The sequence below is a fragment of the Flectobacillus roseus genome (assembly GCF_030056595.1).
GTDB lineage: Bacteria > Bacteroidota > Bacteroidia > Cytophagales > Spirosomataceae > Flectobacillus > Flectobacillus roseus.
Map to the genome: position 1 here is coordinate 81237 of NZ_JASHIF010000008.1, position 17569 is coordinate 98805.

The 17569-nt window shown below is 38.1% G+C and carries 12 protein-coding genes; 5 read left to right on the forward strand and 7 right to left on the reverse strand.

Annotated features, from left to right (window positions below):
* Positions 1–200 precede the first annotated feature (200 nt).
* Together QM524_RS09365 and QM524_RS09370 are read left to right on the forward strand one after the other, a co-directional pair.
* Entirely contained in the window at positions 201–3167 is a 2967-nt protein-coding gene (locus QM524_RS09365; protein WP_283344364.1) for a TonB-dependent receptor, read from the forward strand.
* A 178-nt stretch (positions 3168–3345) separates the two neighbouring features.
* A complete protein-coding gene (locus tag QM524_RS09370) occupies positions 3346–4362 on the forward strand; it encodes a zinc-binding alcohol dehydrogenase family protein (protein WP_283344365.1) in 1017 nt (338 codons plus the stop codon).
* Positions 4363–4637: 275 nt separating this feature from the next.
* Here the strand turns inward: QM524_RS09370 and QM524_RS09375 are convergent, their stop codons facing one another.
* The 3 genes from QM524_RS09375 to QM524_RS09385 form a co-directional block, all read right to left on the reverse strand.
* Positions 4638–5051 (reverse strand): type II toxin-antitoxin system VapC family toxin, encoded by a 414-nt coding sequence (locus QM524_RS09375; RefSeq protein WP_283344366.1) that lies wholly within the window; start codon positions 5049–5051, stop codon positions 4638–4640.
* 321 nt (positions 5052–5372) lie between these two features.
* Entirely contained in the window at positions 5373–5708 is a 336-nt protein-coding gene (locus tag QM524_RS09380) for a DUF779 domain-containing protein (RefSeq protein ID WP_283344367.1), read from the reverse strand.
* A gap of 128 nt (positions 5709–5836) precedes the next feature.
* On the reverse strand, positions 5837–7357 hold the full coding sequence (locus QM524_RS09385) for an aldehyde dehydrogenase family protein (protein WP_166578030.1): 1521 nt from the start codon (positions 7355–7357) through the stop codon (positions 5837–5839).
* A gap of 343 nt (positions 7358–7700) precedes the next feature.
* Here QM524_RS09385 and QM524_RS09390 point away from each other — a divergent pair, with 343 nt between their 5' ends.
* Positions 7701–8636 (forward strand): AraC family transcriptional regulator, encoded by a 936-nt coding sequence (locus QM524_RS09390; protein ID WP_283344368.1) that lies wholly within the window; start codon positions 7701–7703, stop codon positions 8634–8636.
* Between the two features lie 161 nt (positions 8637–8797).
* On the forward strand, positions 8798–9841 hold the full coding sequence (locus QM524_RS09395; protein ID WP_283344369.1) for a hypothetical protein: 1044 nt from the start codon (positions 8798–8800) through the stop codon (positions 9839–9841).
* 205 nt (positions 9842–10046) lie between these two features.
* On the opposite strand, the gene QM524_RS09400 is transcribed toward QM524_RS09395, so the two are convergent.
* The 4 genes from QM524_RS09400 to QM524_RS09415 form a co-directional block, all read right to left on the reverse strand.
* Entirely contained in the window at positions 10047–10448 is a 402-nt protein-coding gene (locus QM524_RS09400) for a hypothetical protein (protein ID WP_166578027.1), read from the reverse strand.
* Between the two features lie 206 nt (positions 10449–10654).
* On the reverse strand, positions 10655–12388 hold the full coding sequence (locus tag QM524_RS09405) for a glycoside hydrolase family 9 protein (RefSeq protein WP_283344370.1): 1734 nt from the start codon (positions 12386–12388) through the stop codon (positions 10655–10657).
* Positions 12389–12441: 53 nt separating this feature from the next.
* Positions 12442–14829 (reverse strand): glycoside hydrolase family 31 protein, encoded by a 2388-nt coding sequence (locus QM524_RS09410; RefSeq protein WP_283344371.1) that lies wholly within the window; start codon positions 14827–14829, stop codon positions 12442–12444.
* Positions 14830–15110: 281 nt separating this feature from the next.
* The gene (locus QM524_RS09415) at positions 15111–16829 is read right to left on the reverse strand and encodes an ATP-binding protein (protein WP_283344372.1); all 1719 of its coding nucleotides are present in this window, start codon (positions 16827–16829) and stop codon (positions 15111–15113) included.
* Between the two features lie 28 nt (positions 16830–16857).
* On the opposite strand from QM524_RS09415, the gene QM524_RS09420 reads away from it, so the two are divergent.
* The gene (locus QM524_RS09420) at positions 16858–17499 is read left to right on the forward strand and encodes a response regulator (protein ID WP_283344373.1); all 642 of its coding nucleotides are present in this window, start codon (positions 16858–16860) and stop codon (positions 17497–17499) included.
* The last annotated feature ends 70 nt before the right edge of the window (positions 17500–17569 follow it).

A 17569-nucleotide genomic window follows, 5' to 3' on the forward strand; every position in this document is an offset into this window, starting at 1 on the left:
AGATACATATTTTTGTACTTCCGATATTTCCTATCAATACTTATTCTTAATAATTTATCTGACGACGCCTAGATTTGGACAGTTCCACTAACCGCTAAGGAATTCTCGAATCTTCATTTTGTACATTCTTGAACTAATTTCCATCCTTACCTTTCGGTTCGAGGGAGTACTACTCTATTCATCCTTTTATTAAACAACCAATGAAAAACATCTTTACTAAAAGCATCCTTGCTTTGGGATTGATGCTATGCGCTTTTGCGTCATTTGCTCAAACCAAAATCACAGGTAAAGTAACCGATGCATCCACTAATGAAGTAATGGCAGGCGTAAACATTATGATTAGAGGAAAAGTGACGGGTACAACTACCAACCTTGATGGAACATTTACACTTTATACCCACGCTCCTCTACCTTTCAAACTAGCTATTTCTTTCGTGGGCTACAAAACCCAAGAAATTGCCATAACTGATTCTCAAGCGAAATTAGATATCGCTATGACAGAACAAGTTACCCAAGGAGAAGAGGTGGTTGTATCGGCTGCCCGGGTGGAGGAAAGTGTAATGAAGTCACCTGTAACTATTGAAAAAATTGACATTCGTTCGATTCAATCTAATCCTTCATTCAACTTTTTAGAAAGTTTGAAATACCTCAAAGGGATTGATTATACAACGCAATCTATGTCTTTCACCTCTATCAACGCTCGTGGTTTCAACGCCAATGGAAACAACCGACTAGTACAATTGGTGGATGGTATGGATAATCAAGCTCCCGGGACCAACTTCTCGGTAGGAACAATTGTAGTAACCTCTGATATTGACTTAGCAAGTGCCGAATTTTTGCCTGGGGCAGCCTCTGCGCTTTATGGACCAAATGCACTCAATGGTATTTTATTGATGAATACCAAAAGTCCATTTTTATACAAAGGCTTAAGTGCCAACCTCAAAACGGGTATCATGCATGAGAGCAACCGTAGTCAACCCAACAGTTCATTCTATGATTTCAGTATGCGTTGGGCACAATCGTTCAACGATAAGTTTGCGATGAAAGTTAACTTCTGGTACATTGCTGTGCCAAGAGACTGGGCAGTAAGTAATACATTGAATATGAATGATGGTTTGACGGGTAAAACGAATCGTATGACAGATCCAAACTACAACGGTGTCAATGTATATGGAGATGAAATTTCACAAGATTTGCGTTCAATAGCAGATAAAATGGTAGCGGCAAATCTTCTTCCAGCTTCATCAGCGTCTTTGATTCCGTATGGTACTATGGTGAGTCGTACAGGATATAATGAATTAGATTTGGTTAAACCTGAAGCGAAAAATATTCGTACCAGCGTGGCATTGCATTACCGATTGACCGAAAATATTGAAGCTATTGGACAATTTATGTATGGTAGTGGAACGTCTGTTTATATGGGTTCTGACCGTTATTCACTTAATAACTTCGATGGTTTACAAGCTAAACTTGAGTTGAAAGGTTCTAACTTTTATGTGCGTGGATATACTACACAAGAACGCTCAGGTAATACCTTTGCAACGGGTGTATTATCTCAAATTCTCAATGAAAGTTGGGGCGGAGGAAGTGCTACTTGGTATCCAACCTACGTAGGAGCTTATTTGAAAGCTTTACAATCAGGAAGCAATGCCATTACGGCACATAATCTAGCTCGTGGTGTAGCCGATACTGGTCGACCACTACCAGGTTCTGCTGTATTTAACGCATTAACAGCCGATATTAAAAATGTGAATATTGCGGCAACTGATAATGTATCATACCCATATGGAGGTGCACACCTTTATGACAAAACCAACATGTATCAGTTGGAAGGTATGTACAACTTCAAAAATGAGATTAAGTTTGCTGAGGTAATTGTAGGAAGTAACTACCGTATGTATGACCTAAACTCTGGGGGTACATTCTATCCTGATAAAGATGGAAAAGGTATTCAAGTAAATGAGTGGGGAGCATACTTACAAGCAACGAAATCGTTTTTCGACGAGAAATTGAAAATTGTAGCCTCAAGTCGTTATGACAAAAACCAAAATTTCGAAGGACAATTTTCTCCACGTGTAGCTGCAGTAGTTTCTCCTTGGAAAGAGCATTCTTTCAGAGTATCGTACCAAACAGGTTTTAGAATTCCAACGATTCAGTCGCAGTATGTAGACATCAAAGCACCTCAGGCGATTGTTATTGGTGGTTTGGGTAACTATGCGACCAAATATAGTCTGAATTCAACAACAAATCCTGCATATACTGTAACTACTGTTAAAGCTTTTGGTGCTCAAATTCAAGAAAGAGCTACAGCCTTAGCTCCTAGTATTGCCACAGGCTTGCAAGCAGAAGCGCAAGCCAATCCTCAAGCCTTTGCCAACAAATATGGCGTAGCACCATCGGCAGCGTCTATTGCTGATTTGACGACTAAACTAGCAACTCAACAAGGAACACAAGCGGCTTTTGCTTCGGGTGTCCTAAAACCATACGAGTTTAAACCTTACAAGCCCGAAATTGTACAATCTTATGAAATTGGGTATCGTGGTTTGATTGCTAATGCTTTGTATATCGATGCCAGTTATTATTACAATCAATTCAAGAATTTTGCCTATCAAGAAACCTTGATGCAATCTACTACAGGAACGCCACTTGGTTTACTAAGCGAAGGTACTCGTCAAATTTACTCGATGCCTGCCTCTTCACAAGGTAAAGCAGTGACTGAAGGTTTTGCGGCTGGTGTAGATTATCGTTTGCCAAAAGGTTTCTTAATTGGTGGTAACGTTTCTTATAACTCGTTGAAAGAGTTTGACCAAAATATCATTGACCAAGGAGGAACAGCGGCATTCAATACGCCGAAATTCAAGTATTCTGCTTCAATTGCTAACCGTGAACTTGGCAAATCTGGCATTGGTTTCAACGTAATTTGGCGTTACCAAGATGCCTTTTTGTGGCAGTCGGGTATCGTTGCAGGATATGATTCGAACGCTACCATTGTTCCAGCTATTTCTACTTTTGATGCACAGATTTCGAAGAAAATTTCTAGCTTAAAGTCTATCCTAAAACTAGGTGCAACGAATATTCTAGGAAAATCATACTTCACAGCTTATGGTAATCCAAATGTAGGTTCAACCTACTTCTTGTCATTAACATTTGATGAGTTGACAAAATAAACACTTTTTACAAACTAACACATCTATTCGGGTAAAGGAGAAATCTTTTACCCGTTTTTTTATTCACGACGTTCTATTTTGAGTATATAATCCTTTCTTGAGCCCTATAGTTAAAACACTTAATAATCGGTAATTCCATCATCCAGCATAAACGGCTGTTCTCAATGTTAAATTTTTAATGAAAACACTTACCTTATTACAACCTGAATCTTTTGCGTATTCTGATACAGAAAAACCCTCTTCTCTCCTTCCTAATGAAGTTTTAGTGAAAGTCCACAAAATTGGAATTTGTGGTACCGACTATCATGCTTTTTGGGGCAGACAACCCTTTTTCCAATATCCACGTATTTTGGGACATGAATTGGGTGTTGAAGTAATCGCTATTGGCTCGGAAGTTACAGAAGTAACAACTGGGCAAAAATGTGCGGTAGAACCCTATCTAAATTGTGGTAAATGCTGGGCATGTGAACGTGATTTGGGCAATTGCTGCGAAAACCTTCAGGTGATGGGCGTACATACAGATGGTGGTATGCGTGAATACATCAAAGTGCCTGCTCACAAACTTCATGTTTCTGATAAACTGAATTATGAGCAGTTGGCATTGGTTGAAACCCTTGGAATTGGTGCTCATGCGGTAGAAAGAGCCAATGTGCAATCCAACGACTTAGTATTGGTAGTCGGCGCAGGTCCAATTGGTTTATCGGTACTAGAATTTGTCAAACTTCGTGGTGCTAAAGTAGCCGTAGTTGACAGAAATATACAACGATTAGATTTTTGTTTAGAACATAAAAAAGCTGATGCTAGTATCATTGCCAATGACCAAACAGTAGAACAAATTTTGGAAGTATTTGGTGGAAAAATGCCAACAGTAGTTTTGGATGCGACAGGAAGTCCTGCTTCTATGCACCAGTCCTTCAATTATTTGGCAGCAGGCGGAAGACTAGTTTTTGTGGGATTATATCAAGGTGACTATCAGTTCAATGACCCAAGTTTTCATAAAAGAGAATTGACAATCATGGGTAGTCGCAATAGCAAACCGAACAATTTCAAAGAAATTATTGCTGCCATGGAAACAGGCGAATTATCAGTAGATAGCTGGATTTCACATCGTATTACCTTTGAAGAAGTGGCAGAACAATTACCGAAATTATATACAGAACCTTCGCTTGTAAAAGCTATTATTTCTTGGGAGTAAAATATTCATATTTCGGATAAGTAGGAAAACGTTATTAGTCAAAAGTATATTGGTTATTTGAAAATATTCATAATCAAAAGATTATGATCAAATTTTGCCTCAGATATACTATTAATTTAATCTTTCCTATTACTTAAGACATCCATTTAAGAAATATTGTTAATGGGTTTTGCGTAAGTCAAGACGTAGATATTTGAGACATTCTTTAAGCAAATTAATACTTATGTTATCAAACTTTACCCTTGCGCAAAGCCCTAAACAACGGAATTTTTCGTCTAATCAATTACCTCAAGACCATCATAAATCGGGAAGTACTCATAAGTACTAAGTATAGGTATTTTTTCTACCAAAGATTGTGAGATAATCAGTAAATCGAATGGGTCTCCATGAGGTTTTAGACTACCTTGCTTAGGATAAATTTTAGGTATCTCTGTAATTTTCGCTATATGCTCTTCTTTTACAGATAAGATGTTTATTCCTAAGTCTTGAATTTTATTTAGGGCATCATCTATAGAATATTCGATTGGCGAGTTACCTTTTCTAATTTTAACTGCCATTTCATGAAAGCTTGCAATACTTGCCCAAAGAGTGGATTTTGAGGATAATATATCCTTTTGAGATTTTGAAAGTCTAGAACTATCATTATTCAGAATAAAAATAATAATGTTTGTATCTAATAGGTAAGCCATTTACTGTTTTTGTAGCTTCTGTAAATTCTGTTGATGTATTTTTTTAAGCCTTTCGGTATTCTTTTTTCTCTCCTCAGGTGTATGGAGTTCATGCTCTTCCAATAGCCCCTTGTAAGGACTTTTCTTTGAGGATTTATTTTGAGGATTGACCGTCATAACTATTTCGTATTTTTGTACTACAAATATAGCGATATTTTTAAATTTGTCATGACTTTTATAAACTAGCACCTACCTGATAACTACATCTTAAATTTGATCATTCCTCACACCGAATAACTTTAGAAATAGCAAATCAGAATTGGCTTAAAAAACACAAACTCATCAACTATTCGATGCACATTTACTAGATTTCATAATAAACCTTACTCCTAGAGGTGCTTCTAGCGAAAAGCCTCCCCCCTTACCTGGCGATACATCCAACGTTAGTTCGGTATCCTTCCAAAAAGCCAGCTGGTCGTTGGTGGTATAAATAGCACAATCGCACACATCCCCCAATTTAATATCCACCTCTCCTAACCGAAACTCTCCTAATTCGTAGCATTGGGGTTGAGTTCCATCACAGCAGCCTCCGCTAATATGGAACATCAATCGCCCATGTCGATTCTGCAATTGCCGAACCACATCTTTTGCCAAAGCTGTTATCTTGATTTGATTCATAACTTCAATTTTGAATCTTGAATGAGTGAATTGTGAATTACAAATTATACATAAAGAAGGTATATAGTACCCCTATGCAGTATTTGTTGCAACTATTCACAATTCACCATTCACAACTAACTCATTGTTTAAAAGAACCCTAGTTTATTTTTGTTGTTTGACAACAAGATATTTTTCGTTTGACGATATTGGTTCAATGACATTTTGTGCGTTTCACGACCAAAACCTGACTTTTTATATCCTCCAAACGAAGCGTGTGCTGGATAAGCATGGTAGCAGTTTACCCAAACACGACCTGCTTGAAGCTCTCTTGGCACGGTCAATAATTCGTGTGCGTCGCGTGTCCAAACACCAGCACCCAAACCATACAAACTGTCATTGGCAATGGCAATAGCTTCTTCAACAGTTTTGAAAGTAGCAACAGAAGCAACAGGTCCGAAGATTTCTTCTTGGAAAATACGCATCTTGTTATGTCCTTTGAAAAGCGTTGGTTTGATGTAATAACCCTCTGGCAAGCCATCGATGTATTGTGAAGCACCACCTGTCAACAACTCAGCACCTTCTTCTTGACCGACTTCGATATAACCTAAGATTTTATCAAACTGTTCTTTCGAAGCCTGAGCACCCATCATCGTATTTGGGTCAAGCGGGTGTCCCATTTTGATTTTTTCTACTCTTTCAACTACTCTTTCGATGAATTTTTCATAAATACTTTCATGCACTAACATACGTGATGGACAAGTACAAACTTCGCCTTGATTCAAGGCAAACATCGCTGCACCTTCCAAACATTTGTCAAAAAACTCATCATCCGCATCCATAATACTTGGGAAGAAAATATTGGCAGATTTACCACCCAACTCCATCGTTACAGGAATAATGTTTTCAGAAGCATATTGCAAAATCAAACGACCTGTTGAGGTTTCTCCTGTAAAGGCTACTTTTGCTATTCTAGGCGATTGCGCTAAAGGCTTTCCTGCTTCTACACCAAAACCATTGATGACGTTTACTACACCTGCTGGAAGTACATTTTGCAACAACTCCATCAGGACAAGCAAACCAACTGGTGTTTGTTCAGCAGGTTTCATAACTACGGTACAACCAGCAGCCAAAGCTGGACAAAGTTTCCATGCAGCCATCAAAAGTGGGAAATTCCAAGGAATAATCTGACCCACAACACCAATTGGCTCATGAATGTGCATAGAAATTGTATCGGCATCTAGCTCTGACATTGTTCCCTCATCTGCACGCAAAACACCTGCAAAATAACGGAAGTGATCTATTGCCAAAGGAATATCAGCCGCCATTGTTTCACGAACAGGCTTGCCATTGTCAATGGTTTCTACTGCCGCCAAATATTCAAGATTTGCTTCCATTACGTCAGCAATTTTCAATAAAATATTACTACGATATGTCGCCGACGTACGAGACCAAGTAGCAAAAGCTTTATGAGCTGCATCCAACGCCAACTCAACATCTTCTTTGCTCGAACGGGCTACCTCAGTGAAAGTGCTACCATCTACCGGAGAAGAATTTTGAAAGTACTCACCTTTCACGGGTGCTACCCATTCTCCACCAATAAAGTTTTCATATCTCTCTTTGAATTGTGGACGTGCCACCAAATTGCTCACTTCTACTGTTGTTTCCATGTTGTTAAATTGAGTTAAAAGGATTTTGTGTTGTTTGATGTTTCAAAATTCTCATTTTATTCTCACTTCAATCTTCACTATCGTATCATGTTTCTACAATAAAATATCATATTTAATCTTGACAACTTACTATTTGTTAAATTGTATAGAATAAAGCTGAAATAGGAAATAAAAAAGACGTATTCACAGACAAAAAAGGTATTTTGGTAGTAAATTGTACCATCAAATACAATCTTATCTTGTTTTTGTGAGTTTTATAAACAGTGTGTTAGCTTTCAAAAAGGAGTAGTATTCCTCATTTTGAATGTTATCAATCCCCGATAATTAAAGAGATATTCTGGTCATGGAAAAGAAATTTGCGCCACAAACCCAAGCATTAACCAGTTTGAGACAACTCCAGACGCTAGTAGAGCATCGTTCGACATTCAACTTGAATCATTGTGAGTTGAATATCTTCGAAACGCATCAGCAAAGCGAAAGAGTCAGTCTGAAATTTAATGACTTGGTTTTTACTGCTATGCTTCGAGGCAAAAAGGTGATGAATCTTTTTGGAGACAAGCGTTTTGACTACCTGCCAGGCGAGTCGGTGATTGTACCTTCCAACGAAGAGATGATTATCGATTTTCCAGAAGCCAGCTTACATACACCTACGCAGTGTATTGCTTTGGCGATTGATGAAGAGAAAATAAAGGAGACGGTGGATTTGCTGAATGAGAAATACGCTAAAGTTGAGCAAAATGAACTTTGGAATATTGACCTCGATCGTTTTCATATCAAAAATACCCAAGAGTTAGCCAGCACTATTGACCGCTTGGTACATGTATCCAAGGAAAATAATGTATCCAAAGACCTTTTTGCCAATTTCGCTTTACAAGAATTATTGCTTCGCCTCATGCAAACGCAAGCTCGTGTGTTGATTTTTGACAATTATATGCAATACATCAATACCAATCGCTTCGCTCATGTGGTAAAATATATCCGTGAAAATTTAGCTGAAAACCTCACGATTGAAAAATTGAGCGATATGGCTTGTATGTCAAAAGCGCATTTTTTCCGTAGCTTCAAACGTGAGTTTGGTTTAAGTCCTGTCGAATTTATTATTCAAGAAAGAGTAAAGTTGGCCAAAAAGCTACTCGCCGACCCAAGTACTAGCGTAACAGATGCGAGCTATCGAGTGGGCTTTCAAAATGTCAATTATTTTTGTACGATTTTCAAAAAATATGAGGGAACCACACCGACCTATTTCAAGAAAAATCTTCCTATTCTAAAAGCTTCATGAGATTGATTTCATAACAATGTTTCGTCGCTACCCTATTCATCAGCACAGATTATTTGTCAAATAATTTGCTTTTACGCAAAAGGAGTGGAAAATTCATGTTTTGATTTGCACCAGAATGAAATTGACTGATTCAACTATTCGTTCATAAAATCCTTTCTTGCATGAATTATAACAGAAAACAAGGTGAGTTTCTCCTAGAAACAATTGAAGAGTGGCAAAAGCGAGGAACCATCAACTATGAAACCGCCGAGAAACTTAAATCCGAGGTTCAAATCCGTCCATTTGATTGGATGAAATTGGCTATCTATGCCTTTTGGATTGCCATGATTTGTATCATTATTTCAGTTGCTACTGCACTCAAAGACAATCGTCTTATCGAACTCATTACCGAACTTTTTACTTCTTCTAATACCGCTATTTGTATTGGTTTTATTGGAATTGCCGCTGGACTTTATGCTTGGGGACTAAATCGTCGCAAAAATCATCCACAAAATCTGTTTAGCAATGAGACTATCTTTCTAGGAGGCGTGTTGGCTACGGCAGTTGCAGTAGGTTATTTTGGAAAAGTCATCGACAATGGCAGCGGGCATTTTTCTATGTTATTTTTACTGTCTACCTTGATATATGCAGGCTTAGGGTTCTGGTTTCCCTCCACGCTAGTCTGGATTTTTGCCGTATTATCGTTCGGAACATGGTTTGGTACTGAAACAGGCTACGCCTCAGGCTGGGGAGCTTATTTTATTGGCATGAACTATCCTATGCGATTTGTGCTGTTTGGATTACTCTTAACTATTGCTAGTTTTTTTATTCCGAAAAAATCAAAACTGGACGATTTCCAGCATCCTACCTATGTTTTAGGACTTTTATACCTCTTTATTTCACTTTGGATATTGTCTATTTTTGGCAATTATGGCGATATGGATTCTTGGTATCATGTCAAACAAATAGAGCTATTTCACTGGGGAATCTTATTTGCAGGAGCGGCTATTTTGGCGATTTGGTATGGACTCAAACAAGACGATTATACTTCGAGAAGTTTCGGGATTACCTTTCTGTTTATCAATCTTTACACTAAATTTTTCGAATACTTCTGGGACTCAGTTCACAAAGCTGTATTCTTCTTAATCCTTGCAGTATCATTTTGGTTTTTAGGTCAAAAGGCAGAGAAGATTTGGAATTTAGAGTTCTTAAAAGGAGATAAGTAGGAGTGCTGAACTATGAGTGATGAGTTTTGAGTGTGATTTCATGATTACTATCCTAGTTCAAGACTATGTCTTGGACTCTCTTTGATAGTTTTACTTACTTCTCAAAAGGGTTATAGTTTTGAAATCCATTTACATGAAAAAACCCTCCCAAAATTTGAGAAGGTTTTAATCAAATTCAATTATAATCCTTACTTTATAGAAGCTGTTATTTTGTAAATACAGCTGTATAAATTCCTGAACCAGTTGGAATTGATGCATATAACGTTCCTGACTGGTAGTAATGATCTGTACCAAAACTAATCTTTGTACCCGAGACCGATACTGTGTAAGTATTGGTAATGTTTACGTTTGAGGTAGACGTTCCATTCTTCAAGGTCACAGCATACGTAAATCCAGCAGTATTACCATTTTCTCTTTTTACCGTCAAAGTTCCTGATCCAGTTACAGCCTGACCAGCCGTATTCGTAATAGAACGAAGCGTGTATGAGCCAATGGCTACATCGAAGTCTACAGTTGGAACAGTGTTGGTATTGTCATCGTCAGAACTACAACCAAAAAGAAGGGCAATAGATAGAAATAGGGTCAAAAAACTATAAAGCTTTTTCATAATAATTTAAGGGTTCGTTTTAATAATGTTTGTTATAACAAAGGTACAACCCAAAGAACTTTTTGAGCAACCATTTCGGTCTTTTGCAACAGAAATTCAAAACAATAAGCTATTAATCAACAACTTAACCCCACTGGAAGTTATTTTACGGTTTTCAAAAAATAGGCATAAAACTATTCGTATTAACAAATGTATGAAAGTGCATTTTAGTGAAAATAATGTTCTAACGCCATTGTCAAATATACCAATGGAGCGTTCCAATTGATAGCAATTTCGTTTGAAGCATACGAACAATCCGAATCAGAAAAAGACTCATCTGGAACCTTCGAATCGTACTTACATTGGTCTTGCTGACCAGGATTTGGCCCACCCGAAAGTAGTCCCGGCACAGGTTCGTCTACTCCATCCGCAATAGATGGACGATGATGCGGGTGCATAGGATATTTGCTCCCATAACCCGTTAGCAATGAGTAGCCAATACCATTTCGTCCCAACAAATAATCCATATTTCCCAAAGCCGCCTCCAAATAGATTTTCTTAGGGTTTAGTTGAAAAGCTTGAAGTAGAAACATTGCTTGATTAGCCGCATGGGACGAACTACCCCACATAAAATCATTGGCTGTTTTACCCATCACTGTTCTAAACAATGGCTTATCCAAATCTTTCACCATTTCGTCTGCTTGCTTCAAAACAGTATTTCGAATTTGTGCCATTTTATTAGTGGTAAATGAAGGCAAAGTTTTTTGTGCTTTTAACAAAGAAAAAGCGCCCAATGGCATCACCGAATTCCAAGATTGAATCGGAAGCCAATACACATCAGTACTAGCGATACCTTCCCAATATAGGGATTTTTGTGTGGCTAGAAACAACTCTGCTGATGCCCAAAACCATTCATCGGTATCATTATTATCCTCATATCCACCAGTCGTAATAGCAGGTTTAAACTTTTCGTTATTCTGATTCTGACGATAGAATACTTTAGGATTAGCTTTTGCCCAATTCCAAGCACTTTCCGCCGATTTTAAACACGTACTTGACAACTCAGTATTATAAGGCTGCAAAATTCTTGAGGCTTGAGCCATTACTGCGGCAAAATCTAAACTTGCAATGGTATTTTTCTGAACCACATATCTAGGAAGAGTCGCCTTGTCTGGCATAATCATTCCGTCAAAATTGGCATTGGTAAGCTTATGATACACACCCCCATCGTTAGGATCTTGCATGGTCAACATCCATTCGAGATTGACCAAAATTTCATCTAAAAGATCGGGTAAGGAATTACCACTTTCGGGGATGTTCAACTCTAATTCGCTAGCAACTTTGGGAAAATCCTCCAAAGCTGCCAATAGCGTGCACATGGTAATACCCGAATTGACAATGTATTTGTTGTAATCCCCAGCATCATACCACCCTCTTGAAGAATTGATACGAGTACCTTCAGGACGATTCGATGAGACGGCGTTGGCATGAACCAATACCGAGGTATCAGGATGACCTGCTTTTCTAGCCCATTTTCCTGCATATTTCTCAGGTAAATCTTCAGAAACGCGTTGAAAATAATACCCTTTGATAGCGGCTTTAGCTACGGAACTAAGTGCATTATCTTTGATTTCGAAAGGATGAGACTCTCCCAATTTATCCACAGAGAGCAGATATTTTCCTTTTTTTCGAAAACTAGAAAAATCTATTTCTTGAGTGTATTTTTCAGAAAATGGACTTTTAATCGCCTCCTTTATTTTTCCTCTAAATACAACTTTTTTTGTTTGCTGGTCGATAAGTTTAAAGTTCTCATAGTTTTTACCAACCACTACCGCTTGTTTGGGTGCATTGGGGTAAAAACCAACTTGGTTGAGCCGAATTTGGTCGGCAGGATTTTGGGCAAATAACCCAAATCCTGCCAGTATAAATCCAGCCAAGTAGCGAAAACTAACTTGATTCATAGTATTAAATTAATTGGATAAATAGTCGCTAACGACCGAAGAATTAAATAGTATTATCTTTCAAGAAAACTCACACAATTCCATTTCACTTTTTTATTGTAAGGATCTTTGAGTAATTGAGTTTTCTTCCCTTTTGTCGAAACACTGACTTCTTGCCATTGGCTATCATTTGGCAAATAAACTTTCCCTTTAGCCGTTCCATTAATGGCATAGCTGACTAATTCAATTTGTGACCAGTCGATTTGTGCAGTCGACTGTGCTAATTTTACTTGAGGCAATACAGTACCCTCTCTTACTAGTACAACAATTGAAAATTCACCTCCAGCAATTTTATGCCACCCACCTTCATATACTTTATTGCCCTGAAAATCAATCCATTTACCTTTTGGTAAATATACATTTCTTTCATTCGATCCCGTTTCAAAAATTGGAGCTACCAATAAATCTTGTCCCAAAAGATATTCATTTTCAATTTGCCATGCTCCCGGATCTTCAGGATACTCTACAAAAAGCGCACGCATCATGGGCAATCCTCTTTCGGAAGCTACTTTTGCTTGAGCATAGATATATGGCATCAATTTGTACTTCGTTTCTGCTACTTTTCTGAAAGTATTCAAAAACTTTTCGCTGTACGCCCAAGGCTCTTTCGGCGGTTGACCATGACAACGAGAATGTGAAGTAAATAAGCCAAAAGGAGCCCATCTGCGATACAAATCCTCTGGTGTTTGGGCAGCAAATCCACCAGCATCATGACTCCAAAAACTAAAACCCGACAGACCTATAGACAAGCCTCCTCTCAACTGAGCTTCCATACCCATATCTGAAGCCTCGGCGTCGCCACCCCAGTGCAATGGATAACGCTGACTACCAGCCCAAGTACTACGAGCCCAAATGATATTGTCGCCAGTAATCTGTTTGGTAATATCTGCTACCGTTTTGTTATATCGCAAAGGATATAGATTATGCTCATAGAAACCTGTACGACCATTTGAATAAATGCCATTCAACGGCGCCGCCTCACCAAAATCAACTTTTATGACCGACACACCCATTTTTAGTAGATTACCAATTTTATTCTGATACCATTCAATCGTATTTTTATTGGTAAAATCTAGTACCGCATCCTCGTAAGGGAGATTTCCTTTGGCATTTTTGACACTTAATCCTTTAGAAACAATCTCAGAAAACAACTCATTTTTCGGAACAAAATAAGGCAACTGCCACAAACAGGTTCTGAATCCTTGTTCTTTCAAATCGGCAATCATTTTGACTGGGTCTTGAAAACGATTTTTCGAAAACTCATAATCACAACGCCAGTCTGTTTCGAACCAACCTGTATCAAAATGAATCACATCTGAAGGGATTTTATAATCTCTCAACTGCTTGGCAACCGTGCGACCATCTTTCTCTGAAAAATATGAAATACGGCTCATCCACAACCCAAACGACCATAATGGAGGCATAGAGGCCTTGCCTGTGATGTTGGTGTATTCATCTAAAATATCTTTGGGTTCACCCAAAAAGACAAACAAATCCAGACTTTCATCTCCAATCAACAGAGCGTTAGAGGCACCAAATGTTGCCCCAAAATCACAAGTAATTGGCGAAGAGGTATGCATAAACATTCCATATCCACGACTACTCATAAAAAATGGAATAGGCTTATACATCCCGTTGGTTTCTACACCATTAGGATCTGTGGTATAAAGATTTACTTTTTGTCCATATTTGTTTAAGCGGGTGAACGACTCACCACAGCCGAAGATTTTTTCGTCAGGCGATAACGTAAATACTGCCGCTACACTTCTAGAATAGTCAGCGGCACGGCGAACAAAAGAAAAAGGTAATGAGGGCGTAAAGGAAGTTTTTCCATCTACTTGATGGCGTGTTTTAGTGAGCAGTTTTCCGTTGGCATCATGAATTTCTATTGCCCAAGGATTTTCTGTAATTACTACAGTACCAAAAGCGCTCTTGTATTGATGCCCATTTTTAATTTTTGTATACACCCACGAAGCATCTTTATTCGGTTCTTTGACCAACATTAAGGATGGCTCCGTCATTGGCGCTACATATCCCGTTTGGGCTTTGATGCGAATCGTTTTGGGCGAAACAAACTCAATACTAAATGGAAGTACTGGATCGGCAGCATATTCAATACCGGGAAATTCATTTCCAGGCACTTTGTGAATACCCCCCATCGTATTGTTAAATGCATGCTGAGGATAGTATTGGTTTCGTCTCCATTTCAACTGTCCTTGTCCAGTAGAAGGGTTAAAACCAGCCAAACTATCTGCTAAAAAATAGGTATTGGTAAAATCTCTAAAATCACGGCTTAAATCAAATGGTTCATTTTGTAAAGCTGGACTACTTTGTCCAAATGTCGTCGTTACAGACGAAAGTAGTGATAAAAGAACCAAAACTCTTTTTGTAAATCTATGCATATCTTTTCTGTAATCCATTGACTAATAGCGGATAGGAGATTTTACTTTAGGCATAGTTATATGACCTATGCCCAAAAGTAAAATGCAGCTCCCAATTCAATTTTCAATCTATATTTATGTGTTTTTTGGATACAACCTGTTGTGTAGACTTGAGCAGTCTTTATTTAATACAAAATTCTATTTTTTTTATCTTATATCATTCAGGGTTAATCCCTAAAAACAAAACTCAGGGAAAACCCTGAGTTTTGCTGAAAAGCTTCGAAAATTATGATAAGCTATTATTATTTTCCTTCCACTTCTATATTTATCGAAGTACCAAACTGTCGATCACTTTCAATAGATAGAGTTCCTTGTAAGTAATCTAATCTGGAACGAATATTTTGCCACCCTCGCACAGACTTTTGAGCTATGTTGGTATCAAAACCCTTTCCATTATCTTCGACAGTCAAATGAATATGGTTTTCTTGAAAACTTAATTGGATAAGCACCTCCGTAGCTTCAGCATATTTCAAGGCATTTGCCAATAACTCCTGTACAATTCGGTAAATCATCAAGGTTTTTTCTTTGCCAAAATCAAAACTTTGTCCATAAACTTGAAAAATGATTTCAGTCTCTTCTGAATGGTTTTTACTAACCAGATCTTCAATAGCGGCAATCAATCCAAAATTTTGGAGGTTTGATGGTTGTAAATTTCCTGAGATATTTCGTACTTCTTTACAGGCATCATCAAGTAAATGTTGTAGCTGAACATTGTTCCAAAAAGGTGCATCCATCATCATTTTGATTCTCGATAGCAAGGTCCCTACCCCATCGTGTAAATCCTGAGAAATCCGAAGTCGCTCTTGCTCCTGTCCATTAATCAATGCTTGCAAAGTATCGATTTGTGCGGTTTTGAATACTCTATCAGCTTGTAGTTTGGCAACTTTTTGTTTCGAGAAATAGGCATACAAAAGTATGACTAGCAACAAAAAGGCTACTAAAATAGTCAGAAGATAAATCCTTTGCGAGTCTTTTAATGATACTAATTCCGCTTCTGCAACGCGCTTTTCGAGAGCAATTTTTGAAATTTTCTCCTGCTGCTCTTCTAATAATTGATACTCACGATATTGTCGAACTTCCACTTCTAGCTTCGAACTTTCGAGTAATTGAAAAGTCTGATACGCCAAAGAAGTGTATTGAAAAGCCTTGTTAAACTGCCTTTTTGTCTCATAAACCAAACCCAATTCTTCATAAATCGCCTTGCGAAGCAAAAGCATACTAAAATACTTTTCGGTAATCGTTTGTGCCAAATTCAATGATTGAATTGCCTCCTCATTTTGACCCACCTTACGATACGAAGCCCCCAAGTAGAAATAGGACACGGCCTCTAACCATGCCACCTTGATATTTTGAGCAATAGATAAACTCGAATGTGCCTTTTGAATAGCTTCTTGGTAAAAGCCATTTCTCCGATACCAATCTGCCCAAGCGGCATCATTTCTACCCTTTGAAATAGCAGATTGTGGTAATTCATCGGCACGGACAAGATATTGTTTTGCCTTTTGCATTTCTTTCTGACGAATAGCCAAATTAGCAAGGTTAATCAAATGCCCGATTTCCATATCTGGTCGATGGATTTTACGAAAATATTGAACCGCACTCGACAGATATTCATTAGCATAACTGGCAAAAATAGGGCGATCCATAAAGTAAGTTCCCAACGAGCCTTTTACCTCATAGTAATGAAGTGAATCACCTAAGACTCGGAAATAATCCATACTTTTGCGATAACTCTCGATAGGAGATTCGTCGGGCAAATTCCATCGCTCTTGACTTTTGGCTTTAGCCAAATACGTCATAGCTAAACCTTTGATGTTATTTTTTTCATGAAATTCCTTCATGTATCGCTCCAAAGTAGACTTTTCGTAGAGCGAATCAGGATGGGGCAATGGCTGAGCCCTGAGATGATTTAAGATCAATAAGCTCTGCGCCAAAAGTATATATCGTAAATAGCTTTTCATAACCAATAGATTTTTGACAAAAAAACAGATGATTCGTGTAATAATCGTAGATGACCACAAAATTTTTACTGAAGGGCTCGCACATATCCTTGGATTGGAGTCAGACATAAGCGTCGTGGGACAGTGTCAATCAGCCAAAGAGCTTTTTGAAATAATGAATCCTACCGAAAATGTAGTGGTATTACTCGACATAAATTTGGGCAATGAAAGTGGACTGGATATATGCAAAAGTATTACCGAACAGTATCCTTTGGCCAGAGTGATAGCAGTTTCGATGTATCAAGAGGAAAGTTTTATTACGAAAATGTTGAAAAATGGAGCTACAGGGTATCTATTAAAAAACACTGGACGAGAGGAGTTTTTAGAGGCTATTAGGGCAGTTAGTGAAGGGAAAAATTATCAAAGCGCTGCCGTAACAGAAATTATTATGAATGGCTTGAGTCGTCAAAAGAATCAAGAGCGGAATCTACACGAATTGAAGTTTACCAGAAGAGAAAAAGAGATTTTGGAATTAATTGCCAAAGGACAAACGACCAAATCAATTGCCAATACGCTTTGTATTAGCGAAAAAACAGTAGAAACACATCGCAGTAATTTACTAGCTAAATTCGATGTAAAAAATATGGTGAGCTTACTAAAACTTGCCTTGGAGTATGGATATGTGAAGTAAGCTTTGGGCTTTGGGCTTTGGGCTTTGGGCTTTGGGCTTTGGGCTTTGGGCTTTGGGCTTTGGGCTTTGG

Coding starts and splice junctions, on each gene's coding strand:
- QM524_RS09365 (WP_283344364.1), top strand. CDS start 201: ATGAAAAACATCTTTACTAAAAGCATCCTTGCTTTGGGATTGATGCTA.
- QM524_RS09370 (WP_283344365.1), top strand. CDS start 3,346: ATGAAAACACTTACCTTATTACAACCTGAATCTTTTGCGTATTCTGAT.
- QM524_RS09375 (WP_283344366.1), bottom strand. CDS start 5,051: ATGGCTTACCTATTAGATACAAACATTATTATTTTTATTCTGAATAAT.
- QM524_RS09380 (WP_283344367.1), bottom strand. CDS start 5,708: ATGAATCAAATCAAGATAACAGCTTTGGCAAAAGATGTGGTTCGGCAA.
- QM524_RS09385 (WP_166578030.1), bottom strand. CDS start 7,357: ATGGAAACAACAGTAGAAGTGAGCAATTTGGTGGCACGTCCACAATTC.
- QM524_RS09390 (WP_283344368.1), top strand. CDS start 7,701: ATGGAAAAGAAATTTGCGCCACAAACCCAAGCATTAACCAGTTTGAGA.
- QM524_RS09395 (WP_283344369.1), top strand. CDS start 8,798: ATGAATTATAACAGAAAACAAGGTGAGTTTCTCCTAGAAACAATTGAA.
- QM524_RS09400 (WP_166578027.1), bottom strand. CDS start 10,448: ATGAAAAAGCTTTATAGTTTTTTGACCCTATTTCTATCTATTGCCCTT.
- QM524_RS09405 (WP_283344370.1), bottom strand. CDS start 12,388: ATGAATCAAGTTAGTTTTCGCTACTTGGCTGGATTTATACTGGCAGGA.
- QM524_RS09410 (WP_283344371.1), bottom strand. CDS start 14,829: ATGCATAGATTTACAAAAAGAGTTTTGGTTCTTTTATCACTACTTTCG.
- QM524_RS09415 (WP_283344372.1), bottom strand. CDS start 16,829: ATGAAAAGCTATTTACGATATATACTTTTGGCGCAGAGCTTATTGATC.
- QM524_RS09420 (WP_283344373.1), top strand. CDS start 16,858: ATGATTCGTGTAATAATCGTAGATGACCACAAAATTTTTACTGAAGGG.